Raw genomic sequence first — 25,991 nt, 5'->3', positions numbered from 1 at the left:
TTATATAATGTTTTTTACTTGCATGGGCTTGATTATTAAATTATAAGCCCATGCAGGCCTTATTTTTTCTGATCAGCGTAGCCGAATACCTTTTGTAAAAGAGGTGTTGACCTGGCGCCAAGACTTCCCCTGATTTTAAGTTCTTCCTGAGCCACCTGGATAAACATTCCATCAATGGCTTTTTGTGCCACATAGCTGGAAAGGTCTGTATTTACCGGTTTCACCAGAGGGATTTTATTGTATTGACCCGCGGCATCACCCCAGTATTTCGCTGCACCTACTTTATTCAGACTTGTGGTAATTACCGGCTGGAATTTTTCCATCAGCTGAGAAGTGGTTACTCTTTTGAAATAATTGGTTGCTGCATCCTGCTGCCCCAGTAAAATATTGGTCACATCAGTGATGGTCATTTGTTTAATCGCAGAGACAAATATCGGCTTAGCTTCTTTCGCTGCATCTTCAGCAGCCCTGTTCAGACTAAGGATTACATTGTCTGCCAATGAGCCCATACCAATGCTGCGCAATGTTCTTTCCACCTTTTGTGCTTCAGGGGGAAACAGGATCTTTACGGCCGCATTTCCTAAAAAACCATCTTTTGCAGAAAGCAGGTCTGTACCTCTGGAGATCCCGATTTCCAATGCTTCTTTAATCCCAAAACCCATCTCTGAGGTAGTTGGTGTTCCTGTGGCGGTAGTGCTGCCTTTTGTTGTACTGGTACCGCCTGTCTTGGTGGTTACTTTTTTTAAGATCTTTTCGAACTTCGACTGGCTATGTGCGGTGATGCTGCTCAAGCTAACGAAGCAGGTAGCGATCAAATAAATGCTAATTTTTTTCATTATGGTCTTTTGTGTCTTCAACAGTAAGCAAATCTTTGGCCAATAACTGCGAAGACTTCACTAATTTCAAAAACTCGTAACGGTAGCCCTCTGTATCTTTTCCCATGGATTGTTTCACAAGGCTGATCACTTGGTCGAAAGAGGCATTTTGTTTAAAATCCGATTGCCTTAGCAACATGCCGAACTCTGCTACTGCGGCAGCAAATCTGAAGTTATTGCTGGCACCCTCGAAGATGTTTGAAGCATCAATGACCGATTTTTGCAGCAATTTACTGGCATCACCATCGGGTTGTTTGTACCGCAACTTCACCGTCAGCATTTCCGGACTATTGTTCTTGCTGGTCTTTTTCTTGTTTTCCTGATATTTAAGGGGATCAACAGAAGGGCTAAAGGAGCTTTGAACCCCAACAGGGATGATTTCATACAAAGCGGTAACGGTATGGCCTGAACCCAGATCTCCGGCATCTTTGCGGTCGTCATTAAAATCTTTATCCTGTAACAGCCTGTTTTCATATCCGATTAAGCGGTAGGCCTGTACTTTCGCGGGATTAAATTCTACCTGCAGTTTGACATCTTTGGCAATGGTAAACAGGGTTCCGCCAAATTCGTTTACCAATACTTTTCTGGCTTCCGTGATGTTGTCGATATAGGCATAATTCCCATTGCCTTTGTCTGCCAGGGTTTCCATTTTGCTGTCCTTGGTATTGCCCATTCCATAGCCAAGAACAGTTAGGAAAACACCGGATTTTCTTTTTTCTTCGATCAGTTGCTCCATCTCTTTATCGCTGGATGCGCCGACATTAAAGTCCCCATCTGTGGCAAGGATTACCCGGTTGTTGCCTCCTTTAATGAAATGTTGACCGGCGATTTTGTAAGCCAGTTCAATTCCCTGTCCGCCTGCTGTTGAACCGCCTGCACTCAGTTTATTTAATGCCTCTTTGATGGTATTCTTCATATTTCCAGGCGTGGAAGGCAGTACCACTCCGGAATTACCTGCATAAACCACAATGGCAACTTTATCTTTTTCGCGAAGCTGATTGGTTAAAAGTTTAAAGGAAGAAACGAGCAGAGGTAGTTTATTGGGCTGCTCCATAGATCCCGATACATCAATCAGAAATACCAGGTTGGAAGCAGGAAGCTGCTCTGTTTTCATTTTTCTTCCCTGAAGGCCAATCTGTACCAGTTTATGTTTGTTGTTCCATGGTGCAGTGGAGATTTCTGTGATGATGTTTACAGGGTCATTTCCTTCTGGCTGAGGATAATCATAGTCGAAGTAATTGATCATCTCTTCAATCCTTACCGCATCTTTAGGGGGCAATCCACCATTGTTCAGGTAACGGCGGACATTACTGTAGGATGCAGCATCTACATCAATAGAGAAGGTAGATAAAGGGGTTTGATCAGGGTTATGAAAAGCATTTTCCTGGATGTTCGCATAGCTTTCTGTATTGGTTGGGGCAGAGATGACCGCGTTTTGGCTATAGATCGGAGCAGCCTCATACTGTATCATACTGGCTGAAGCATCACCCATGATTCTTTTTTCTGCTCTGCCTATGCGCAATCCTGCCACCTTTCTGACTACCACCTCATTTAAAGTCTGGTTATCCGGGGCCAGGGCGAGATTAATCTGTGTTTTTGACCCGATTTTCAGGATCTGTGTCTTGTAGCCTATAAACGAAAATTGCAGCATCTCATCCGCATCGTTCACCGAAATGATGTATTTACCTTTGCTATCGGTAACAGTTCCTTTTTTACTTTTGGGGATGGTCACCTGCACTCCCGGCAGTGGTTGTCCATTACTTTTATCGGTTACAATTCCCTGAATTGTTTTTACCGTTACCGCTTTAAATCCAAATAGAAACAGGACAACGAAGATGGGGAACAATAGCTTTTTCATAATTTCCTTTTTTTTAGGAATGATGTAAGCTTTAAAGAATTTCCATACCAGTATCAGAAAATATTTTTATACTTGAGCGAATTATGTCCCGGACACCCATTGAAGTTTATAAAAAATAATACCAGAATCCAGGAGCAGGACGATGCTGCTTTAATTGCCCGATATAAAATCAGTGGCGATCTGGAGGTATTGGGTCAGCTTTACAATAAGTATATGCACCTGGTATTCGGGGTTTGTCTGAACTACCTCAAGGATGAAGAACAGAGCAAAGATGCCGTCATGCAGATTTTTGAAGAACTGGTGACCAAGCTAAAGGTCCATGAGGTTCAGAACTTCAAAAGCTGGCTCCATGTACTGTCGAGAAACCATTGTTTAATGGCCATCCGTAAAAATTCTAAAAATACAACCCTCTCTCTGGAAGATACTTTTGTGGAAAACACGGAATTTGTGCATCTTGATATGGATGATACAAAAGAACAGAAGCTTACCGTTATGGAAAGGTGTATGGAAACGCTTCCTGAAGAACAGCGGATAAGTGTGAATTTGTTCTATTTAGAAGAGAAGTGTTATAAAGAAGTGGCGGATATTACCGGTTATGAAATGGTAAAAGTGAAGAGTTACATCCAGAATGGAAAAAGGAACTTGAAAATTTGTATAGAAAAAAACAGCAGTGAATAACGATTGGTTAGATATAGGAGTTTTAGAAGATTATCTTGACGGTAAGCTCGACGCGAAAACCATGAACAGGGTAGAACGTGAGGCACTGGAAGATCCTTTTGTGGCCGAAGCACTGGCAGGACTAAGTGCCTCGCCCAAGCGATCGCTGCAATCTATTTCTTTGCTTCAAAAGCAATTGCAGGAACGGATTGCCGAACAACAGGATTCTAAAAAAACAAAGGTCATTACCTGGCAAAGGCTAAGTATCGCTGCCACAGCAGCAGTCATGTTTATTGCAGTAAGCATTGTTTTCTGGATGAAGGAAACAGCACACCAAAACCAGTTGGCCAAACAGCCGAAATCAGTAGACGTAACGATTGCACCTGTGGTTCCTGAACCGGTTCCGCCGGTGGCAACAGATGGACTGGCTAAAGTAAAGACCGATCCTAAAAATGATGTTGGTAAAGTTGAAACTGCGGATGTGAGTCCGCAGGTAGCAGAGATAGACCGTGCAGTAGCTGCGGCCAAAACCAATGCTTATGCGGCGAACAGGAAAGCAAAAGCTGCTCCTGTACCGGTGGCAGATCAGGAAGCTCAGGCAGCGAATGAAGTTGTTGTTGCCGGCTATAGCAATGACCAAAAGAAAATGTCCGTTGCGGCTCCTGCAGCCGCTGCTGCCAGGGTAATGTCGGCCGATATGATGCTTGGCCGTAATGCAACGCCAGTGCTGACCGGTAAAGTGACCTCAGAAAGCAACGGAGACCCGTTACCAGGCGTATATGTAAAAGTCGAAGGAACAAAACTAACTGCGGTTACCGATGCTGAAGGAAGGTTCAGAATCCCGGCAGACAGTAGTGTTAAAGGAGAAAAAGTAGTCTTAAATTATATAGGGTTCAACTCAAAGGTAGTTCCCGCGAACTGGGCTGAACCGATGACCATCCGTTTAGCGGAAAATAATTCTTCCTTGTCGGAAGTTGTAGTGACAACTAATGCTGCTCAACGTCACAAAAAAGCAAAGGATTCCAATGACAGCAAAGTAAAAAGTCTGGGAGACGTACTTTCGGGTAAAGTTGCAGGATTAGAAGTCGCTGATCATAAAGAAATGCTTGCCAGTCCTGATGGAGGTTGGAACAAATGGAATAAATACATCCGCAGTAACCATAAATTCAATAAGGAGCCTTTTCTCAACCGTCAGGTGAAGCTTAGTTTTCTTGTCGGAGCCGATGGAAGGCCTGCAGATGTTAAGGTCCTGGATGGGATTGACGAGGCCCGTGACCAGGAGGCAAAAAGATTACTCCTCAATGGACCCAAATGGAAAATCCCTGCTAACCCGGCAGATCGGGTAATCCTTGAGATTGCCTTTTAGAAAATAGAAAATCTTTCACATAAAAAAAGGGGATCAGCCGATCCCCTTTTTTTATGTTGTATTTTTTATGAGCCTTGTGTCTAAAAGAACAAGTGGATCACGGCATAAACAAGCGCAGCAAGTGTTGCTGAAACAGGAATGGTCAATACCCATGCCCATAACAAACTTACGGTTACTCCCCAGCGTACTGCCGATACCCTTTTCAATAAGCCTACCCCAACAATAGATCCTGTGATCGTATGGGTGGTAGAAACGGGAATCCCAAAGTGTTCTGTGATCCCAAGGGTTACCGCACCTGCAGTTTCTGCAGCCACACCTTCGAAAGCATTTACTTTAGTGATTTTTGAACCCATTGTTTTAACGATTTTCCAACCGCCGCTCATCGTTCCCAATGCAATTGCTGCATAACAGGAGATTGGAATCCACTCCGGCATGGCATCGCCTGTCTTAAGGACGTTTGCAGCCACCATAGATACGTAGATGATCCCCATTACTTTCTGGGCATCATTACCGCCATGTGTAAAACTTAAGGCCGCAGAAGAGATCAATTGCAGTCTTTTGAACCACTTCTCCGCAACTGAAGGCCTTGCATTTTTGGAAATATGAAGGATAATAATCGATATAATCACGGAAATCACCATCCCAATCACCGGGGCAAGCACAATAAAGGCCACCACTTTAAGGATTGGGGCAAGGTTAATTGCCGACATCACTCCTGCGCCAACGGTTGCAGCTTTAGCCATACCTGCACCTGCAAAACCACCAATAAGGGTATGCGATGAACTGGAAGGAATTCCAAACCACCAGGTAAATAAGTTCCAGGTGATGGCGGCTAAAAGACCGGCAAGAATCACTTCAAGAGTAATGAAGTTCTCCACAACCGTTTTAGCAATTGTATTGGCTACTTTATGATCCGTAAAATAAAAATATGCAGCAAAATTGAAGAGCGCTGCCCACAACACTGCCTGGAATGGGGATAATACTTTCGTTGATACAATTGTTGCAATAGAGTTTGCGGCATCATGAAAGCCATTAATATAATCGAAGGCAATTGCCAGGACAATTACAACAACCAATAAGGTAGTTACCATTTTTTGAAGGTTTAAGCGTTCTTTACCAAAATAGATTCCAACACATTTGCTGCATCTTCACATTTGTCTGTAGCCATTTCTAAGGTCTGCAGCACTTCTTTTTGTTTAATTAGTTCAATGGCGTTGGTTTCAAACTCAAACAAACGGGCAATCGCCAGGTTTGTTACATAATCCGCCTGATTTTCACCGCTGTTGATTCTTACACAAGCATCAGCGATAACGCGGATATTTTTGAAGCTTCTTAATTCTTTGATCGCTTTATCCAAATCGGTACACATCTCTACCAAAAGTTCTGCAAGTTTGATCATTGCATCACCAATGTTAACAATGTTGTACAGTTCGATGTTGCTTGCAGAAGCATGAATATAATCTGCAATATCATCAACAGCACTTGCCAGTGCATGGATGTCTTCCCTGTCAAAAGGAGTAATAAAATTCTTACTTAGTTCTAGGAAAATTGAATGGGTAATGTCGTCACCAACGTGCTCAAGACGCTCCACTTCTTTGATGTATTCTTTTCTTTTTTCCAGGTCAGTTGCACTTAAGGCAAGCAATAAGGCTTCAGAAATTTTCAATACATTGCTGCCTGCCTGTTCGAATAAAGGCTGGAATTTTTTGTCTCTCGGAGTGAAGAACTTAAAAATGCTATTCATCTGTTATATTATATTTTGTTTTAATTGTCAGATGAAACCCGCATGGCGCCCAGCCCATCCTACTTATAAAATATGCTACAAAAGTATGAGTGTAATGTTAAGTTAATGTTAAGTGTTAAGTTATTTTGAAAAAGCTTTGTTTCTGTTAACCAATCTTTTCGAGTGTAAAAGCAAAAGTGGTTCCGATCTGCAGGGTACTCCTTACCGAGATGATCTGCTGATGGGCTTCCAGGATGTGTTTTACGATCGCGAGCCCTAATCCTGTACCGCCTTCCTGTCTGGACCGGTGAGAGTCTATCCGGTAAAAACGCTCAAATAAACGGGGTAAATGTTTTTCTTCAATTCCAATCCCGTCATCTGTCACCTCTACCAGGTACTGGTCGTGCAATTCAAAGATTTTTATCGCGGTTGAACCGTGTTCCCTGCCATATTTTATGGAATTCTGAATCAGGTTGATCATCACCTGTCTGATCTTCTCCCGATCCGCTTTCACATAAGCAGGGTGGGTGTACTTGTCCTTGAAGGAGATCTTGATCTCCTTGGTCTTCGCCTTATCTTCCAGCCCTTCCATCACCTCCTTAGCCAGAAGAACGAAGTCGAACTTTTCATAATTGATGGGAATTTCCCCGGTTTCCAGTTTGGAAATCGAATCCAGGTCATTGATCAGATAGCTCAGGCGCTCTACATTGTTCTCCGCCTTTTTAAGGAATTTCGTCGCCATTTCCGGGTCGTCAGTCAAACAATCCTGCAGGGTTTCTATATAACCCTGGATCGCGAACAGCGGCGTTTTAAATTCATGGGAAACATTGGATAAAAACTCTCTTCTGAACTGTTCCTGCTTTTTCAGGATATCAATCTCCCGTTTTTTTGCACCTGCCCATTCTTTTACTTCATGCTCTACATCATTGATCGGATCGGAACTCACATATTCCCCTAAAGCATCCTTCAGGTCTTTTCCCAGTTTTAAATTATGGATGAGCTTATAAATCAGTACGATCTTGGAATAGATGTATTTCTCCAGCAGGTAATAAAAAACAATAAAACTGGTAATGAATGACACGGCAAAAGAAACCAGCATAAAATACCAGCTCTGCTGAAAATAAAAATTCACCAGACCAATGGAAAGGCCAACTGCAAAAGCAGCTATGAGGACGAGTACGCTTAACTTCATGCAGGCAATTTACAATTTAGATTTAAATTCAAGGTTAAATTTCTCCCTGCCATTCTTTATAAAAATGATCCAGGTAAAGCAGCATAAAATCGTGGCGCTCAGCGGCAATTTTTTTACCGCTTTCCGTTTTCATTAAGTCTTTCAGCTTTAACAGCTTTTCATAAAAATGATTGATGGTAGGGGTACTGGAATTTTTGTATTCTTCCTTACTCATGTGTAGGTTTGGCACAATCTCAGGATCATATAAGACCCGGTTTTTATAGCCTCCATAAGTAAAAGCCCTCGCGATACCTATTGCTCCTATGGCATCCAGACGGTCTGCATCCTGTACAATGTCCAGCTCTTTGGACTGGAAACTGATGGTTCCCAGGCTGGCTTTGTAGCTTAGATTTTTGATGATCTCCTGCACATGGGTGATGGTGGCAGGCTCCAGCCCAAGACTGTTTAAAAAGTTACCTGCGATTCTGGGACCAATCTCTTCATCCCCATTGTTGAACTTTGAATCGGCAATGTCATGCAGGAGTGCTGCAAGGGCGACTATCAGTTCATCGCCCTGTTCGGTTTCATTCAGGTGTTGGGCATTGCGAAAAACACGCTCGATATGAAACCAGTCGTGCCCGGCTTCTGCGCCCGACAAGGTTTCTTTAACAAACAATATGGTTTGGTCAATAATGGAGTTCATCAGATTTTGTATTTGAAACAAATGTATCTGAATTGATCCTAAAAAGAAGATGATGTGGAAAATTATCCCGGGACGAGCTGCATCCTGCTGCTGAAATCCGCTGCTTTAAAATTGATGAGCTGATTCATCTGCACATCCAGAATAACGGAGATCTGATATAGGCGCTCTACAGTGAGTTTGCTATGCCCGAGCTCGATCTTACTATAGGCATTTTGTGAAATGTTGAGCTTGGAAGCAAGAAAGTCCTGGGTAAGGGCTTTGATCTTTCTGACTTTTTTAATGTTACCGGGAATGTCCCTGACGTTAATTTCGAGGCGCTCTTTCATAGGTTGGGAAGTTTAGTTTTCGTTTATACTGAAGTATAAACGAAAACTAAATCCGAACGGATTTCAAAAAAGATAAAAAAAATCTTTTTTTTATTTGAAGCCCTTATTCTGCTGCTTTTGGCTCTGGTCTTCTTGTTCCATCGTACAACTCATATTCGAGCATCCGGCAGTCCAGCTTTCCATTATAGAATTCTAATTTTCTGGTGGCTTTAAGACCGATTTTTTTCGCAAGATCAGGGTTTCCGGTAAAGATATAGCCGAAATAACCTTTGCATTCCTGTTTCATGAAATCGCCCATCCGCTTATAGGTTGCTTCCAGTTTGGAATGCACCCCAAGGCGCTCTCCGTATTCCGGATTGAAAAGGACTACGCCTTTACCGCCTTCGGGAACCTGAGTATCTGCAAAATCGCAAACTTCAAAAGTAATCAGTGTGTCTACACCAGCTGTTTTTGCATTTTTACGGCTCACATCAACGGCATCCTCCGAAAGATCTGTCGCAATGATCTGAAGATCTATATTTTTAATCACCTGCTCTTTCAGAATTCTTCGCTCTGCGAAAAATACCTCTTCATCATATCCAAGGATATGCATAAAGCCATAATTCATACGGAATAGTCCAGGTCTGCGGTTGGTGGCAATCAATGCCGCCTCAATGGCTAAGGTACCCGAACCGCACATTGGGTTCACAAAAGGAGATTTCTGGTCCCACTGACTGCTCATGATCACACCGGAAGCCAGTGCTTCCAGCATTGGTGCTTTACCCGGAATTTTACGGTAACCATGTTTTGCCAGCGTTTCTCCTGAAGTATCGATAAAAATATCTGCTTCACTGTCTTTCCAGTACAAATGTACCACTGCTTTATTGGCATCAGAGCCTGAATTCGGACGAATCCCTTTCTTCTCTTTTATGCGGTCAACAATGGCATCTTTTACTTTTAAATTGGCAAAAAGCGGAGTCGTGATCGTTGGGTTATCCACATTTGAAGTCACCGAGAAATATCCCGAGAAATCAATCAGTTCTTCCCATTCCATATCCAGGAGCTCCCGGTACAATTCTTCCGGGTTATTGGCCTTAAAGCTCTTTAAACAATATAAAATCTGACTGGCACACCTTAAGTTCAAATTTAACTTAATGCATTCAGTGAGGGTAATGTTCAGCTCTACCCCTGTAGGAAAGTCCCTAACAATAGTGTAGCCCAGGGATTTAACCTCTTCCTGTAGATATGGCGATAGTCGCTTGTTGCAGGTTAAGATAACCTTGCTTTTTGTGTGGAAAACTTGCATAATATATTGTGCGAAGTTATCAATAAAAATATAGAGATTTGAACTTCGTACGAGAATAAAACAGTAATTGTTATGGAAATAAAAGGAAAAGTGCATGAAATTGGTGCATTACAACAGGTGAGTGAGACTTTTAAGAAACGTGACCTGATTATAGAATATGCAGAAAACCCTACTTATCCTGAATACATCAGGTTTGAGGCTTTACAAGATAAAACCGCTTTATTTGATAGCCTAAAAACTGGCGATGATGTAGAAGTTTCATTTAACTTACGCGGTCGTCCATGGACTGACAAAGCCGGAAAAACTTCTTATTTTAACAGTTTAGTGGTATGGCGTATCAACGCACTTACTCCTGGAGCTGCAGCAGCAACTCCGGCATATGCGCCACCAGCTGATTTAAATAGCGCACCGGGCGAGGAAGATGATCTTCCTTTCTAAAGATCTTTTTTAAATAAACAAATTGACCAAACGAGGCTGTCCGATCATTTCGGACAGCCTTTATTCTTTACCGGTGTTTTGTCCGAATCAGCCTTTTTTGCAGGGCTGTTTTTTTTGTTAAATACCCTGCCCGGAATCAGCCCGAAACTGCTTCGGAAAAAGCAGGAATCAGCGCGGGATAGAGCAGGGATCAAACCCGGATGAAACACGCATTTTGTCCCTGTTCTATCCGGGCTTTATAAGAAGGAGTTTCCAATCTTTTTCGCTGCCCTTGCCTGGCTTGTTTTGCAGGTCTTCAACCCTTCAAAAAGCGGGATGGAAATTAGATTTATCTTAATGCGAATGTCCGGTACCGAAAAAATTTTAAGCTTAGGCTGAATGGCTTGCTGAAATCAAAGTGCTTCCCTATCGTTTTTCCAGGTATTTGTCTTAAATTGTAGCAGCTCCTCCGTCAAATCCGGTGTTAAAAAGTGTTAAATAAGCGCTTTTCTGTTAATCCTTATTTATTTTTGAATATCCTGTAATGAAGAAAAGAAGCCTTTGGTTGATAACCGCCTTAATGACCATAGCCTTGCTTGGTGTATTTGTAATGCAATTGTATTACATAAGGGAGGCCTATAACCTTAAATCGCAGCTTTTTGAACAAGATGTTACCCAGGCTTTAAACGCTGTTGTTAATAAAGTCCAGAAAAGATATGCGGCGAGTCATCTCAATAAAAAGGACGATCAGCTCAGAGAAGAAAGGGAGGCCGAACTGAGGGATAAAGCCCAGATCCTGGTTGAGTTTAAGGAAAAGCATAAAGAAAGAGAAGAGCTGAGAAAACTGGAACAGCAGAAAAAGATCATTGCTGATTTAAATATGCAGGATAGTGTGATCCGGAACAACTATCTCCGGCCAATGATCATCACTGAAAAAGAGTTCACATCAATGTCCACACTGGATGACGACAAAAAATCACCACTACAGGTGGATATGAATTTTGGTGTGGATAAAGCGGGAAATGTCATCACCGCAAATATCAATCAGACTTATATCCCTATTCCCGAAAAGGTGGTCACCTTCAAAGTCACCACAGATCGCCTGCCCGACAGCATTCGCTATCTGGCTTTTAACCCTTTTAGCAAAAAACCGCTGTTGATTACCTTGCCCAGGGTATCCCCTGAAATGGCGGCTAAATTTAAAAGTGAAGATGAAATTGAAGCTCAGAAGTTTCAACGGGCTTTCAAGGAGTTACTGACAGATACGGTCATCATTAAAACCAATAGCCTGAATTATTTGGAAGATGTCGCTAAGGAGATGAGGCAGGATAACATTCCCATTAATGAGCGGGTACCAAGGGATATACTGGATACGCTGATCAGAAATGAATTGCTGAACCGGAATATTAAGCTGGATTATAATTTTTGGGTAAAACTGGCCAATAAAGACTCTGTTTTATACCGGAGGGTCTCCAGCGCTGATGTGGAACCGGTTCCTGCTGATGTTCATAAAGTAGCTTTGTTTAGCAATGATATCTTTCGTGACCCCGGAATGCTGTACCTGAATTTTCCCAATGAAAATTCTTTGATCCTGGGGAACCTGAGTGCCACAATGGGCTCTTCTGCGGGTTTACTGCTGGTCCTGGTCTTTATTTTTGCCTATACCATTTATGCCATCTTAAAACAGAAGAAGATCTCGGAAATGAAAACCGATTTCATCAACAACATGACCCATGAGTTTAAAACACCCGTGGCCACCATTATGATTGCGAGTGAAGCACTGAAAGATCCCGAGATTACTTCCGATAAAAGCCGGGTGAAACGACTGGCTGGAATCATTTATGATGAAAATGTCCGCCTCGGAAATCATATTGAACGCGTACTGAGCATCGCAAGGTTAGAAAAAAAGGAATTAAAACTGGAGCGCACAGAGTTAAACGTAAACGACCTGATCCTGGTTGTTGTAGACAGCATGAACCTTCAGTTACAAAAGAACAATGCTGCGGTTAAACTGCATCTGGATGCTACACAAGACCTCATTTATGCCGATGAGCTGCACCTTTCCAATGTGATTTATAACTTAATTGACAATGCCAATAAATATAGTGCGAATGCACCTCAAATTACCCTAAGTACAAAAAACACGGGAAAAGGCCTGGTCATTGAAGTTGCCGACGAAGGTATCGGGATGACTAAGGAACAAACAAAACGTGTTTTTGATCAGTTCTACAGAGTGCCGACAGGAAACTTACATGATGTGAAAGGGTTCGGACTCGGGCTGAACTATGTACAGGACATCATCGAACAAATGAACGGGGTAATTAAGGTCCATAGTGAAAAAGATAAAGGCACTGTATTTGAAATAATATTACCGCTAAATCATAACTAATGAAAAGAATTCTATTGGTAGAAGATGATCCGAATCTGGGTTTGCTTTTGCAAGATTACCTGCAGCTGAAAGGTAAATTTGACGTAATCCTGTGTGTGGATGGTGAGGAAGGATTGAAGGCTTTCGGAAAGCAGGATTTTGACATGTGCATTCTGGATGTCATGATGCCTAAGAAAGATGGATTTACCCTGGGTAAGGAGATTCGGAAAATCAATCAGCACATTCCAATCATTTTTGCTACGGCTAAAGCGATGATGGAAGATAAAGCCTCAGCTTATGACCTTGGTGGAGACGATTACATTACCAAGCCCTTTCGGATTGAAGAGTTGCTGTTGAGGATCAATGCCTTATTGAAAAGGGTTTCTGCAAAAGAAGGAGCTGAACTGAGTCCGGTGGAAACACATTTCCTGATTGGCGAATATACTTTTGACTATACCACCCAGTTGATTCACTTTAAAGGGCAGCAGCAAAAGCTCAGCACAAAAGAAGCAGAGTTATTGCAGTTGCTGTGTTTGAAGAAAAATGCGGTACTTACCCGCGAAGAAGCATTACTCAGCATCTGGCATGATGACAACTACTTTAACGGACGCAGCATGGATGTGTTTTTAAGTAAACTAAGGAAATACCTTAGGGAAGACCCTAAGGTAGAGATCCTGAATGTTCATGGAAAAGGATATAAACTATTGGTAAACTAAAGGCTGAAAGCCTTTAGTGCAACCTGAGCATATTCACCCCAGCTTTTCAGTGCGGATTGAATGGTTTCCATCAATCCTTTATTGTTCATTTGTTTTCCTTTTACCGGAGCCTTTAGCTCCGATTCTGTTACCGGCCGGTCCTTGATACTGGTCGCAAACCAGGATACATTTTCATGCGGCAGGGCTACTCCCAAAATCATTCCCGGTAAACCCGAGAATGACTCCGGCCCGCCGGAAACAGGAATCTTATCAGTATAAAAAGCGACCACATAGATGGAGTCAAGCACAATGGCGTTGGCCCTCCGACATTCATAGCCTGCAATTTCCCGGGTTTCTTCCGTTACTTTCCAGTTGATCTTTCTGGTACTGTCCTTTACGAGGTAGGTTTCTTCATATACATTTTTCTGAGCAATAAAGCTGGATTTAGCAAGGTCTGTAAAGATGGTATTGTTCTGTGAAGAAGTTGGATCATCTCCAAAAAATCCCCTTGAATTGCTGTTGTCTTCTTTAATAGGGGTAAAAAGGGTTCTGTCTTTTGAAAAAGCAAGTGTACTCTTTGAAACCTTAAATTGAGGCTGACTCTTTTTATAGGCATCAAAGGCGGATTGCATATAAGACGAATTGTCTTTGTTAATGCTTTTTTTAATCAGGGCATACATATTGGTTTTCTTTTCAAATTCAATTACCCCATCTGTGGTAAACCGCACATTCTGCGCCTGTGTCAGCGCGGATCCAAATAGGAGGAAGAGTAAAATTAGAGGCTGTTTCATAGTGCTTATGGTTTAGGGGCTGATCCGCCCATTTTATTGAAATCCCAGATCAGGGATAACATGAAATATCTTTTTATCGTGACATAGTTACTTTGGGTGATCCGGTTATTACTGGAACTCCGGTCAAAGCCAACATTCTGGTTGAGTAAGTCGTTCGCAGACGCACTGAGTTTAAGGTTCTCTTCTTTAAAGAATTTTTTACTGATCGATGCATTCCAGATGAAACGCTCAAACTCCTGATTGAAGGTTTGTGTTTTAGCCCTGTATTCGTAATCTCCGTCTGTGCTAATCTCTACTTTTCCGGGAAGGTAGATGCTAAAGCTTGCATCTCCCCTGGTGCCCCATCCATTGTTATTTCGTTGCTGCTGCAAAGAGGCTTCGCTCGTATTATAGGTCGGGCCAACAGATAAATAAAAGGAGTATCCTTTCTCTTTATACTTTGATAGATTTACCCCGCCATTGTAGGAATTGGATTTTGTGGTATTTAATTCTTTATTGACCAAACTGTAGTTCTTACTGCCGGAAATATTTCCATTCAGTCCGACATTGAGGTCAAAGAGATTTATCTTCCGGCTCAGGTAGACATTGATGCCGTAGTTAATTGGTGTTTTTTCCGATAAATTGATCGATTTTGAGGTGCTTTTACCTTTGTCGTCCGTAACAATGCTACTGGTGATGGCATTCGAGTTGAAACCATAATTGGCGCCAATATAGATGGACTGGCCACTCATTACTTTATAAGAGTTATAGCCCATATTGATGCTGCTATTGAATGAGGGTCTCAGTTCCGGATTTCCCTCTACGATATTCAGCGGATCTGTATTTACTTTTAATGGCTGAAGCTGATCTATCCCGGGTTGTCTGGTATTTCCGTTGTAATTGAACCGGAAAGAAGCCATCTGCGAGAGGTTGTACCTATAACTCAGCTGAGGGTTCCAGTTGGTGAAATTTCTTTTGTAGGTGGTGTTGCTATACTTGTTGAATTGCTCAAACTTTACGTCACTGATTTTGGTTCCGAGGGTGATGACCGATTTGTCTTTTTTGAAATTGAACATCGCTCCCCCCTGATTGGACAGTTGGTTGAGCTCAAAATTATTGCTGTAATCCTTGTCCAGAATGCTGTAACTGCCATCGCCGGCTTTATTAAAGGATTTTCTGTCGGAAAGGCCTTTGTTGATGCCCAGGCCATAATTCAGAATCAGGGAAAGTTCTTTACTAAGCGGTTCGGTATAAGTCAGGTTACTGTTGAAAGCACTGTTGGTACTGCTGTTTGTTTTGTATTGATCCACGATTTCCTGGCTCGATCGGTTTCCCTGTTCATCAAAGAACTGGTTGTCCGAATATAAAAAACCGGTGCTTTTATTCTCATTCAATGCCTGACTCAATCTCAGGGAAAAAGTACGTCCTTTTTTCTTTAATTTTTGAGTGTAGAATGCGCTGGCATTTAAAGCCCGCTGGTTCCCATCAGTGCTGGATTTGTTTTTGCTCGTGTTTAATTTGCTCTGGTTATCTCTAACGCTGATTGCATCAGATTCATCGGCGGTGTTGCTGTCTTTTAATGTCCCGTCAATGGCAACTTTTAGTGTGGCATTGGAATCCAGATTAATGGAATAGGTTCCGTCCAGTTTGTGCCTGAACATCCGGTTGCTGAAGCGCTCACTGGCTGTGGTATTATAGGCCTGCCCGGGAATGTTGTTCTGGGTTAAAGTTGTATTGGTTCCATCCACATCGATTGAACCGATTTTATAATTGGTATTAATGCTTTCTTTGTCCTTATTCCATTTATTGTCGAAATGAACGCCACCGCTTTTCGTCAAAGGAATTCCCCGGCCATTGTACCTGCCGTTAAAGGAATCGAGGCCATCATCACCTCCGCCGCTATAAAACATCATACCGCCATCTTCAGTAACTTCCATTTGGTTGCCGCCATATTTGTCATTGTCTTCCCATCCCAATCCGGTCTTTCCTGTGTTTCCAATGGTCCCGTAGGCAGAGAACTTTTTCTTGCCTTTGAAGGCATTGAACATGGTTTGAGCCTGATAGAATTTCTCTGTTCCGGCCCCTGCGTCTACCTTGCCGAAATAACCGTTCTTTTTGTCCTCTTTGAGTTGAATGTTGATAGTTTTTGCTTTTTGTCCATCGTCGATACCGGTAAACGTGGCCTGATCGCTCTTCTTATCATACAGCTGAACCTTGTCTACCATGTCGCCACGTAGGTTTTTCGTGACCAGGGTAGGATCATCACCAAAGAACTCTTCGCCATCAACCAGAACTTTATTTACCGCCTGTCCCTGCGCCGTAATTTTTCCGTTTTTATCTACGGTAATGCCGGGAAGCTGTTTTAACAAGTCCTCGACTTTTGAATTGGGCTGAATTTTATAGGCTGCGGCATTGAATTCCGTGGTGTCTCCTTTTATTTTTATCGCTGTGATATTTCCCTTAATGATCACACCCTTTAGAATGGTTGCTTTCAGGGTCATGTTCATCTGGCCAAAATCTCTTGTCTTTTTTACCGAATCGAGCTGAAAATCTTCTACATAATCCGCATAACCAGGGTAACTGAGCAGCAGTATGAATTTTCCCGGAGAAAGATTGCTCAGCGTAAAAGCACCATCGGCACCAGCTCTGGTGAATTTAACGAGCGTGGAATCTTTGGCTTTTAAGAGGGTGATGGTGGAGTTAACCATTTTATAACTTGCGGCAGTATCGGTGACTAAACCTTTGACTTCATACTGGTTCTGGGCAAAAACGGAGACTGAGCTTACTAAAAACAAGACTAATACTAGGAATTTATGTTTCATTCGGGGGAAAATGTTTGGTTAATCTAAGGTATAACTAAGGGTTTAGTAATAGTGTTAAAGATTGTTAAATTATGTTAAAGAATATTTTTTGTCGATCCTATAATAGGACAATCGCCAGAAGGATTAGTCTTAGGCTTTAGACGTAATTAACGGGAATTGTTTCCATGACGGTCATTTTTCTTCTTTTTTACCAAATATTGTGCGGGGACAACTATTTATTACCTTAGCTTTCAACGAATAGTTATGGGGACTTATACTGCACTTTCTGATGAAGAGCTGGTTGACTTTATGAAGACTGGTAATGAAGCTGCTTTTGCGGAGCTTTATAAGCGGAACTGGGAAGGGTTGTATGCGTATTGTCTAAATATCCTCGATGATCCTGATGTAGTTAAAGATGTTTTGCAGGAAGTTTTTGTCTGGTTCTGGAACCATCGTGCGGACCTGAAAGTATATGCGGTCAGGAGCTACCTTTCTGTAGCTGTAAAGCATAAAATGGCCAATTATATCAGAAATGAAAAGACAAGGGACAATTTCTATGAAAAGGTTAAACTGGAAAACATAAATCCTGCTTTTGACGATTCAGCATTGGAGGTTAAAGAACTGATTGGGTTCATCAGGGAATTCACCAGCGACCTTCCTGAAAAATGCAGGATGGTTTTTCAATTGAGCCGTACCGAACAGCTGAGCAATAAGGAAATTGCATCGAGGTTAAATATTTCAGAGAAAACGGTAGAAACACACATCACCACAGCTTTAAATAAATTGCGCAAAAAGATGGGCAGAACCTCTGCCTGGCTGTTTTTTTTAAGCTAACCGCCTTTTAATAAGGACTGCCTCTAAATATTTTTTGATTTGGACTAAGGGATAGGGGCCCGGGAAGTGCCTTATCAGTATATGCCGGAAATGCAGAGAACAGATTTTTTTAAATTACTGGACAGAATAAGCGATGGTACTGCTTCTGATGAAGATATTGTACGGTATCATGGCTACCTGAATGCCCTGCAAAAAGAAACAGGTGCATGGGATGAATCCAGACTTGGAGCTAAAACAGCCATGGAACAGGTGATCTTCGATAGGATCGCTGCCGAAATTCATGGTCCGCAGTTAAGAAGAAGCTTTCCGCTTTGGAAAAAAATGATGGTGGCGGCCACAATTTTAATGATCTCGGGCATTGGCCTATATTTTTATAACCAACATCTTACAAGCCTTAGCTCCCCGAAAACAGAAATTGTCAATGATGTGAAACCGGGCTCCAATCAGGCAGTATTGACCCTTGCAAATGGCAAGAGGATCATTCTGAACGCTTCTGTAAAGGGGGAAATCGCAGAACAGTCGGGCATCAGTATTAAAAAAACCGCAGAGGGGCAATTGATTTATACGCTTTCTGATGCCGGAACAGCCGCCAATATTGGAACGGCAGCAGCTTTTAATACCATTGAAACCCCTAAAGGCGGGCAGTACCAGATTAACCTCCCAGACGGAACGCGGGTTTGGTTAAATGCGGCGTCTTCCTTGAAGTATCCGGTTCGCTTTGATGGAAAAGAACGGAAAGTGAGCCTGCAGGGTGAAGGATATTTTGAAGTGGCAAAAGATAAACTTAAACCTTTTAAAGTCAGCAGCGGAGGCCAGGAGCTGGAAGTACTGGGAACACATTTCAATATCAACAGTTATGCAGATGAGCCTTCCAGCAAGACGACCTTATTGGAGGGTGCAGTGCGGCTCTCTCCGCATGGGGGCCAGGATCTGGTGCTCAGCCCCGGTCAGCAGGCAGTACTTGCTTCCGGGCGTATGAAAGTAGGCATGGTGGATCCCGAAGAAGTTATGGCCTGGAAAAACGGAAATTTTGTGTTCAATGACGAAGGACTGGAAAGCATCATGAGAAAGATCTCCCGATGGTATGATGTGGAGCTGAGCTATCAGCGTAAGCCCTCAGACCTGACTTTCACCGGAGTCGTTTCCCGCTCCAAAAATATTTCCGCCGTATTAAATGCCCTCGATAAAACAGGGAAAGTCCATTTTAAAGTGGAAGGAAAAAAAGTGACCGTATGGTAATAAACCTATAAACCAAATGAACCAAGTATGAAAAGAAACACACCACCTTAAGTAAAGCCGCTTGGTCCTTTAAAGAAAGGCCAGGAGTGCTCGTAACACCCCTGACCATGTCTGGGCTAAATCAATGCTTTTGTAAACATCTAATCAATTTAATTCCGCTGGTCCTCCCTGATTTCTTTGAGGAACGGGAGGGCTATGCGAAAACCAAACCACCAAATGTATGAAATTTTACCATCTGTTTAGGTCCGCCAAAAGGGCCTGGCTGCCTAAACCAATTTTGCGGATTATGAGACTAACCATCATCATTATAACGGCCTGCTTCCTCCAGTTGAGTGCCGCCGGTTTCGCTCAAAGGATTACCCTTTCAGAACAGAATACTTCTCTGGAGAAAATCATTCAAAAGATCAGAAAACAAAGTGGATATGACTTTCTGGTAGACGGTAAGCTAATCAAAAAGGCTAAACCTGTAAGTGTGAATTTAAAGAATGTCACGATTCAGGAAGCACTGAATGCTTGTTTATCCGACCAGGAGATCGTTTTTACGATTGAAGACAGGATCGTTCTACTGAACCCTAAACCGGTATCCGTGATCGATAAAATCATCAGTTACTTTGCTGCAATAGATGTCAGGGGGAAAGTACTGGATGAAACGAACCAGCCACTTCCGGGAGCAAGCGTGAGGGTTAAGGGAAATACACAAACGGCCGTTACCGATGTAAACGGGATGTTTGCCTTCAAAAATCTGGATGAAAATGCCATTTTACAAATTTCTTATATCGGATATGTAACACAGGAAGTCAAGGCATCTGCCGCAGCTGATTTTACCATAAAACTTATTCCACAACCTGCTGAACTCGGCGAGGTGGTGGTAGTGGGTTTTGGTACTCAGAAAAAAGCAAACCTCATCGGATCTGTTGCCCAGGTAACGGCAAAAGAAATCAACGACAGGCCGGTGAGCTCCTTATCGAATGCACTTACGGGAATGCTTCCTGGGGTAACGATCATTCAGCGCAGCGGACAACCTGGTGCAGCAGGAGGGAACATCCAGGTCAGGGGAGTTGGCTCTTTCGGCGCAAGTCCTGCAGCTTTGATCCTTGTTGATGGGATCCCGGTCAACTCCTTTAATGACATCGACCCGAATGATGTGGAGAACATTTCGGTGCTTAAAGATGCATCCACAGCGGCAATTTACGGCTCCAGGGCTTCCAATGGGGTAATCCTGGTGACCACCAAGAGCGGTAAAACCAATGATGGTAAAATAAAGATCGATTACAATGGCTATACCGGGACCCAAAGGGCAACTGCCTATCCTGAGTTTGTGAACTCCTGGGAATATGCGGCTCTTTTAAATGAGGCGCAGCCAGGTACCTATACAGACGCACAGATTCAGAAATTCAGAGATGGTTCCGATCGGGACAATTATCCGAACGAGAACTATATCGATCAGGTACTGAAAAAATCTACTTTCCAGACGGGACACAATCTGTCCTTTTCCAATAGCACAGAGAACACCCAGTATTTATTGTCGATGGGATACCTCTATCAAAATGGAATTGTAAAAAAGAACGATTATAGCAGGTATAACCTGAGGTTCAATATGACGAATACTTTCCGGCCAAGCCTGAAGCTGACCACCCGTTTGTCTGGTGCGCAGTACCTGGACAATCAACCTGCCCCTCCGGCTACTTTGGATTGGACAGACATGCTAACCAATATTAGTCAGGTGATCCGGGTTCCTGCAATTTATGTGAATAAACTGAGCAACGGGGATTACGGATTGGGCGTAGTGGCCAAAGGAACACCGGTTTCCTACTCGGATAATGATTCGTTTTTTAAGAGTAAGCAGACCGATTTATTGGCGAACCTGCGTTTGGATTGGGAAGTCATCAAAGACCTGAAGCTGTCGGTTATCGGAGGATATACCCAGCTTAATGACAATAGTCAGCGTTTCCTGGCGAACCAAAGACTAAACAGTAACGTAAAACTGGGGCCGGGATCGCTCAGTCAGGGTAACGCACTGAATATTTATAAAACATTTCAGCAGCTGGCGGAGTATAAAAAGACTTTTAGCAAACATGAGTTCGGTGTGCTATTGGGACATTCTTATGAATACAGTAAAAACACGTCGTTCTCCGCAAATAGAACCGGTTATAACAGTAATGACCTGACAGAGTTGAACGCCGGAGATGCGAATACTCAAAAAAATCTTGGAACTGCCACTGAATTTGCGCTGGATTCTTACTTCGGTCGTTTAAACTATAATTATGCCGGCAGGTATCTGGCAGAAGGTACCATCCGTTATGATGGCTCCTCCCGTTTCCCTAAAAATAATAAGTATGCAGATTTTTCTGCTGTCGCTGTAGGATGGAGAATTTCTGAAGAAGCATTCCTTAAGGATAAAATCAGTTGGCTGACTGACCTGAAGCTGAAGGCCTCTATTGGGGTTCTTGGAAATCAGAACATACTGAGGAATGATCTGCAAGAGTATTATCCTTTCCAGGGAAGATTGACACCCGGATCCAATTACCCTTTTGGCGGAGCTTTGTCGTCCGGAGTGGCTTATATTAATTTAGTGGATCCAACGATACACTGGGAGTCAACGAGGACAAAGGACATAGGCATGGATGCCGGATTTTTTGGCGGTAAACTGAACGTAAGTGCCACTTATTTTGACCGCTATAGCTATGATATTCTGGTGAGCCCTGCTGCAAGTGTGTCTAAAGTGCTGGGTTTTGGGGTTGGTGTTCAGAATTCAGGCAAGCTGAGCAACAAAGGCTGGGAATTCACAGCCGCTTACCGGAACCAGATCGGAGAATTCTCTTACCAGATCAATACCAATTTTTCCATCATCAACAATAAGGTGTTAGACCTGGGGGTGGGTAATATCACCCAGCCAAACGGTCAGGTAGGAAATGGGGACAACCTGTTCGTTGGCTCGCCGATGGGTGTCTATTATGGTTATGTTGCAGAAGGCTTATTCAGGGATGCCAGCGACATTGCCAATTATGCAGATCAGAAAAGCATCAATCCAAAGGTACAGCCAGGTGATATCCGTTATAAAGACATTAGCGGGCCAAATGGCGTTCCTGATGGAAAGGTAGATGCGACATACGACAGAACCGTATTGGGAAGTCAGATTCCTAAATATTCTTATGGCATCAATCTGACGGCAAATTATAAGAATTTCGATTTTTCTGTGCTCTTACAGGGCGTGGCGAAGGTGAATGGTTATTTACGTGATTATGCCGGTTATGCCTTTTACCAGAATGGAAATGTGCAAAAGTGGCAAATGGAAGACCACTGGACCCCGGGCAATCCAAACCCGGATGCAAAGTATCCACGTATGGAGGTGATCTCCAATCAGGGAACAGCAAATACACTGACTTCCTCTTTCTGGATGCTGAATGGGAATTACCTGAAAGTTAGAAATGTGCAGCTGGGTTATAAATTTTCGGGCATCAGGCTGAAAAAAGCAGGAATCCAGAATGTGCGGATTTATGCGACTGCTCAGAATCCACTGGCTTTCAGTAAATATCCTAAAGGATGGGATCCCGAAACCAATACAGGAGGGAGCTATTATCCGATCATGGCAAATTATACCCTGGGTCTAAATATTAATTTCTAAATCGAGAAAAGATGAAAACATCATTCATATATAAGTTCCTTTTACCATTACTGATTTTATCAGGAAGTCTGGGTTCCTGTCGTAAGGAACTGGATAAAACACCATTGGATCAATTTTCAAATGAATCTTTCTGGACCAGCGAAGCAAATGTGATGCTCGCCCTTACAGGCGTTTACCGCGGGAATATCCAGATGTCGGTTAATCCGACGGGTGCAGAGTTTTCTGCAACAGACTGGTGGTCTTATCATGGTTTATTATATACCGAATTTGCGACCGACAATGCCTACGACCGCAGGGGAGATAATTCCGGATTGAATACCCTTACAAATGGTACTTTAACCGCTACCAACGGCTATCTTGGCAATTACTGGACGGCAAGTTATGCGAGAATTGCCCGCTGTAATTATTTTCTGGAAAACATCTCCAAAGCAGCACTGGCTCCGGCATTGACGAGCCGGATGATCGCAGAAGTTCGTTTCATCAGGGCTTGCCAGTATTTTTATCTGTCTCAGTTTTTTGGCGCAGTACCCCTGGTAAAAACGACGCTAACTTTATCGGAAGCAAATACTGTAAAGAAGGCCACGAAACTGGAAGTTCAGGATTTTGCCGAAGCAGAGTTTAAGGAGGTTGCGCCTTTACTGCCCCGGTCCGGACAACTGGCAGGAGCGGAGCGGGGAAGGGCTACTGCTCAGGCTTCGCTGGCTTTTCTTGGCCGTTTATGCCTCGCAGAAGAGAAATGGGCATTGGCCGCATCAACCTATAAGCAAATCATAGATTTTAACGACAACCTGATTGACCCGAACTTCGAAAGCCTGTTTAATGGAACAAATGAGACGAGCAAGGAAATTATTTTTGCAACGCAATACCAGCAGGACCTGGCACCAAATGCCATGATGCAGCACAACTATCCTGCAAAACTCGGTGGTTTTATGCTGCATTGTCCGCTGGGAAGTCTGGTGGAATCTTATGAATTTAACGATGGAACGCCTTTTTCTTTTGCTGATCCAAGGTATAATGCTGCTAATCCGGGAGAAAACCGTGATCCCCGCTTAAAATATACGGTGATCTGCAACGGACAGCCCTTTAAAAATATCATTTATAACAGTAATCCTGATGATGCGAGTTCCCCGGATCAGCTCACAACCTCCAAACAGGGAACGCGTACGGGCTTTGCTTTAAAGAAATTCAACAGTGAAGCGTTTAGCGGCGGAGATCTGCAAAACTCAGGTATTGACCTGCCGATCATCAGGTATGCAGAAGTGCTGCTGGGTTATCTGGAAGCTAAACTGGAAAATGGGGAAGGCTCAGATCAGGCATTGTTAGACGCTACGATCAATAAAGTAAGGGGAAGAAGCGGTGTCAATATGCCCCGGGTAACGGAGCTGAATCCGGTCGCATTGCGGACAATTCTTCGTAGAGAACGCAGGAATGAGCTTGCGCTGGAAGGAATCCGTTACTGGGACCTTTTGAGGTGGAAGACAATTGGACAGGTACTGAACGGAGATTTTTATGGCGCAGCATTTCCAGGGGCTAAAAACCTGCGTAAAAAAGGAACTGTAACAGATCCTTATAGCCGTTGGTATGTCACTTCTAAAGCTTTCCGGATCGGAACAGATGAACTTTGGCCTGTGCCTCAGTCGGAAGTGAGCATTAATCCGAATTTAAAATAATTTAATGCAAAGCCCCTGAGGTGTTTTTATCTTTAGGGGCTGCTTAAACACACAAATATGAAGAAGAACCTGTTAATATTTTTTTCTGTAGCAATGGCATTCACTGCCGGAGCTCAATCGAAGAAGACAAAAGTTAAACCGCCAAATGTTATTTATATCATTGCGGACGACCTAGGTTATGGCGACCTGAGCTGTTATGGGGCCACGAAAATCCAAACACCTAACCTGGACCGCCTGGCAGCGAACGGGATTCGCTTTACAGACGGACATGCAACGTCTGCAACCTGTACCCCTTCGCGTTATGCATTGATGACGGGCGAATACCCATGGCGTAGAAAAGGAACAGGTATTTTGCCTGGTGACGCGGCACTCATCATTCCTACAAATAAAACAACCTTACCAAACCTGTTTCAAAAAGCAGGATACCAGACTGGAATTGTAGGGAAATGGCACCTGGGTATCGGGGAAACTGTAGCGAAAGACTGGAACGGAGAGCTGAAACCGGGACCAAACGAAGTTGGCTTTAATTATTCCTTTATTTTTCCGGCAACGGCCGACAGGGTTCCTACCGTGTTTTTGGAAAACCACAAAGTGGTGGCCCTGGAAGCCAATGATCCTATAGAAGTAGATTACGCGAAAAAAGTTGGTGATGATCCAACTGGAAAAGACCATCCTGAATTGTTAAAAATGCAGTCTTCGCCAGGGCAGGGACACAACCAGACGATTGTGAACGGAATCGGCCGGATCGGTTATATGAGTGGTGGTAAAATGGCGCGTTGGGTAGATGAAGAGGTCTCGACCACTTTCCTGAGCACAGCGCAAAGCTTTATAGAGAAAAATCATCAGCAGCCTTTCTTCCTTTATTTTGCCTTAACAGAGCCGCATGTACCAAGAATGCCGGCAACGAGGTTTAAAGGAAAAAGTGGCCTGGGATTGCGCGGTGATGCGATCTTACAGCTGGATTGGACCGTAGGAGAGATCATGAAACAATTGAAACTTCTGGGGATTGATAAAAATACCATGATCGTCTTTACCAGTGACAATGGTCCGGTACTGGACGATGGTTATCAGGATGAAGCGGTAACCAGACAGAATGGGCACCAGCCTGCGGGTGTGCTGCGTGGCGGTAAATATAGTGCGCTGGAAGGCGGTACAAGGGTGCCTTTTATTGTCAGCTGGCCTGGAAAAATCAAGGCTCAGGTATCACCTGCATTGGTGAGTCAGATGGATTTTATTGCCTCATTTTCCAGTTTGATCGGTAGAGCTGTTCCTCAGGGAGATGCCCCGGATAGTGAAAATCTGATCGAGGTCTTTTTAGGCAGATCTGTAAAGGGTAGAACTTCATTCGTAGAACAGGGAGGCCCGCTTTCTATCCTAAAAAATGGCTGGAAATACATCAGCCCAAGCGGAGGTGCTCCTTATATGAAAGAGGTAGGCATTGAATCAGGAAACCTGCCAACAGCGCAGTTGTATCACCTGACGGAAGACCTTAGCGAGAAGAATAACCTTGCCGAAAAGTATCCGGAGCGGGTAAAAGAACTGTCTGAACTGCTGGAGCAGATCAAACAGAAAAAATAAACAATTTTATCTTAGGCCTTGCTAAGTGCT

General features: G+C 43.2%; 20 protein-coding genes. 10 read left to right on the top strand and 10 right to left on the bottom strand.

Annotation, left to right across the window (positions count from 1 at the left end; all coding sequences use genetic code 11):
• Positions 1-59 precede the first annotated feature (59 nt).
• Together DBR43_RS14345 and DBR43_RS14340 are read right to left on the bottom strand one after the other, a co-directional pair.
• A complete protein-coding gene (locus tag DBR43_RS14345) occupies positions 60-836 on the bottom strand; it encodes a DUF4197 domain-containing protein (RefSeq protein WP_124581896.1) in 777 nt (258 codons plus the stop codon).
• Positions 823-2,733, bottom strand: coding sequence for a YfbK domain-containing protein (locus tag DBR43_RS14340; RefSeq protein WP_124581894.1), 1,911 nt, complete (start codon positions 2,731-2,733; stop codon positions 823-825). The genes DBR43_RS14345 and DBR43_RS14340 overlap by 14 nt, the downstream gene beginning before the upstream one ends.
• Positions 2,734-2,832: 99 nt before the next feature.
• Here DBR43_RS14340 and DBR43_RS14335 point away from each other — a divergent pair, with 99 nt between their 5' ends.
• Positions 2,833-3,411, top strand: coding sequence for an RNA polymerase sigma factor (locus DBR43_RS14335; RefSeq protein ID WP_124582112.1), 579 nt, complete (start codon positions 2,833-2,835; stop codon positions 3,409-3,411).
• On the top strand, positions 3,404-4,756 hold the full coding sequence (locus DBR43_RS14330; RefSeq protein ID WP_124581892.1) for a carboxypeptidase-like regulatory domain-containing protein: 1,353 nt from the start codon (positions 3,404-3,406) through the stop codon (positions 4,754-4,756). Before DBR43_RS14335 ends, DBR43_RS14330 begins: the two co-directional genes overlap by 8 nt.
• A gap of 80 nt (positions 4,757-4,836) precedes the next feature.
• Here DBR43_RS14330 and DBR43_RS14325 read toward each other — a convergent pair whose 3' ends face one another.
• The 6 genes from DBR43_RS14325 to DBR43_RS14300 form a co-directional block, all read right to left on the bottom strand.
• Positions 4,837-5,847 carry an inorganic phosphate transporter gene (locus DBR43_RS14325; protein WP_074611599.1) on the bottom strand — a complete coding sequence of 337 codons (1,011 nt, stop codon included), beginning with the start codon at positions 5,845-5,847 and terminating at the stop codon, positions 4,837-4,839.
• An 11-nt stretch (positions 5,848-5,858) separates the two neighbouring features.
• On the bottom strand, positions 5,859-6,500 hold the full coding sequence (locus tag DBR43_RS14320; RefSeq protein WP_069379321.1) for a DUF47 domain-containing protein: 642 nt from the start codon (positions 6,498-6,500) through the stop codon (positions 5,859-5,861).
• A 145-nt stretch (positions 6,501-6,645) separates the two neighbouring features.
• Positions 6,646-7,671, bottom strand: a complete 1,026-nt coding sequence (locus tag DBR43_RS14315; RefSeq protein WP_124581890.1) for a sensor histidine kinase — start codon at positions 7,669-7,671, stop codon at positions 6,646-6,648.
• 34 nt (positions 7,672-7,705) lie between these two features.
• Complete coding sequence (locus DBR43_RS14310) at positions 7,706-8,353, bottom strand: HD domain-containing protein (protein WP_124581888.1); 648 nt, start codon at positions 8,351-8,353, stop codon at positions 7,706-7,708.
• Positions 8,354-8,415: 62 nt separating this feature from the next.
• Positions 8,416-8,679: a helix-turn-helix domain-containing protein gene (locus DBR43_RS14305; protein WP_124581886.1), complete on the bottom strand. Its 264-nt coding sequence runs from the start codon at positions 8,677-8,679 to the stop codon at positions 8,416-8,418.
• Positions 8,680-8,782: 103 nt separating this feature from the next.
• Complete coding sequence (locus tag DBR43_RS14300; RefSeq protein WP_124581884.1) at positions 8,783-9,964, bottom strand: class I SAM-dependent RNA methyltransferase; 1,182 nt, start codon at positions 9,962-9,964, stop codon at positions 8,783-8,785.
• A gap of 72 nt (positions 9,965-10,036) precedes the next feature.
• Here DBR43_RS14300 and DBR43_RS14295 point away from each other — a divergent pair, with 72 nt between their 5' ends.
• The 3 genes from DBR43_RS14295 to DBR43_RS14285 all read left to right on the top strand — a co-directional run bounded on the left by DBR43_RS14295 (position 10,037) and on the right by DBR43_RS14285 (position 13,465).
• On the top strand, positions 10,037-10,402 hold the full coding sequence (locus tag DBR43_RS14295) for a DUF3127 domain-containing protein (RefSeq protein WP_073231935.1): 366 nt from the start codon (positions 10,037-10,039) through the stop codon (positions 10,400-10,402).
• 523 nt (positions 10,403-10,925) lie between these two features.
• Positions 10,926-12,770, top strand: a complete 1,845-nt coding sequence (locus DBR43_RS14290) for a sensor histidine kinase (RefSeq protein ID WP_124581882.1) — start codon at positions 10,926-10,928, stop codon at positions 12,768-12,770.
• On the top strand, positions 12,770-13,465 hold the full coding sequence (locus DBR43_RS14285; protein WP_124581880.1) for a response regulator transcription factor: 696 nt from the start codon (positions 12,770-12,772) through the stop codon (positions 13,463-13,465). The genes DBR43_RS14290 and DBR43_RS14285 overlap by 1 nt, the downstream gene beginning before the upstream one ends.
• On the opposite strand, the gene DBR43_RS14280 is transcribed toward DBR43_RS14285, so the two are convergent.
• Complete coding sequence (locus DBR43_RS14280; protein WP_124581878.1) at positions 13,462-14,235, bottom strand: GLPGLI family protein; 774 nt, start codon at positions 14,233-14,235, stop codon at positions 13,462-13,464. The two genes, DBR43_RS14285 and DBR43_RS14280, sit on opposite strands and share 4 nt — an antisense overlap.
• 5 nt (positions 14,236-14,240) lie before the next feature.
• The gene (locus tag DBR43_RS14275) at positions 14,241-17,036 is read right to left on the bottom strand and encodes an outer membrane beta-barrel family protein (RefSeq protein ID WP_124581876.1); all 2,796 of its coding nucleotides are present in this window, start codon (positions 17,034-17,036) and stop codon (positions 14,241-14,243) included.
• Positions 17,037-17,279: 243 nt separating this feature from the next.
• Between DBR43_RS14275 and DBR43_RS14270 the strand changes: the two genes are divergently transcribed.
• The 5 genes from DBR43_RS14270 to DBR43_RS14250 all read left to right on the top strand — a co-directional run bounded on the left by DBR43_RS14270 (position 17,280) and on the right by DBR43_RS14250 (position 25,961).
• Positions 17,280-17,849 (top strand): RNA polymerase sigma-70 factor, encoded by a 570-nt coding sequence (locus DBR43_RS14270; RefSeq protein WP_124581874.1) that lies wholly within the window; start codon positions 17,280-17,282, stop codon positions 17,847-17,849.
• A 90-nt stretch (positions 17,850-17,939) separates the two neighbouring features.
• Positions 17,940-19,088 (top strand): FecR domain-containing protein, encoded by a 1,149-nt coding sequence (locus DBR43_RS14265; RefSeq protein ID WP_158622498.1) that lies wholly within the window; start codon positions 17,940-17,942, stop codon positions 19,086-19,088.
• A gap of 286 nt (positions 19,089-19,374) precedes the next feature.
• Positions 19,375-22,713, top strand: coding sequence for a TonB-dependent receptor (locus tag DBR43_RS14260; RefSeq protein WP_158622497.1), 3,339 nt, complete (start codon positions 19,375-19,377; stop codon positions 22,711-22,713).
• A gap of 11 nt (positions 22,714-22,724) precedes the next feature.
• Positions 22,725-24,383 (top strand): RagB/SusD family nutrient uptake outer membrane protein, encoded by a 1,659-nt coding sequence (locus DBR43_RS14255; RefSeq protein WP_124581869.1) that lies wholly within the window; start codon positions 22,725-22,727, stop codon positions 24,381-24,383.
• Positions 24,384-24,440: 57 nt separating this feature from the next.
• The gene (locus DBR43_RS14250; protein WP_124581867.1) at positions 24,441-25,961 is read left to right on the top strand and encodes a sulfatase family protein; all 1,521 of its coding nucleotides are present in this window, start codon (positions 24,441-24,443) and stop codon (positions 25,959-25,961) included.
• Positions 25,962-25,991 lie beyond the last annotated feature (30 nt).

Source organism: Pedobacter sp. KBW06 (genome assembly GCF_003852525.1).
GTDB lineage: Bacteria > Bacteroidota > Bacteroidia > Sphingobacteriales > Sphingobacteriaceae > Pedobacter.
Note: the sequence above shows the minus strand (reverse complement) of the source record. Positions and strands in the feature narration are given on the sequence as shown.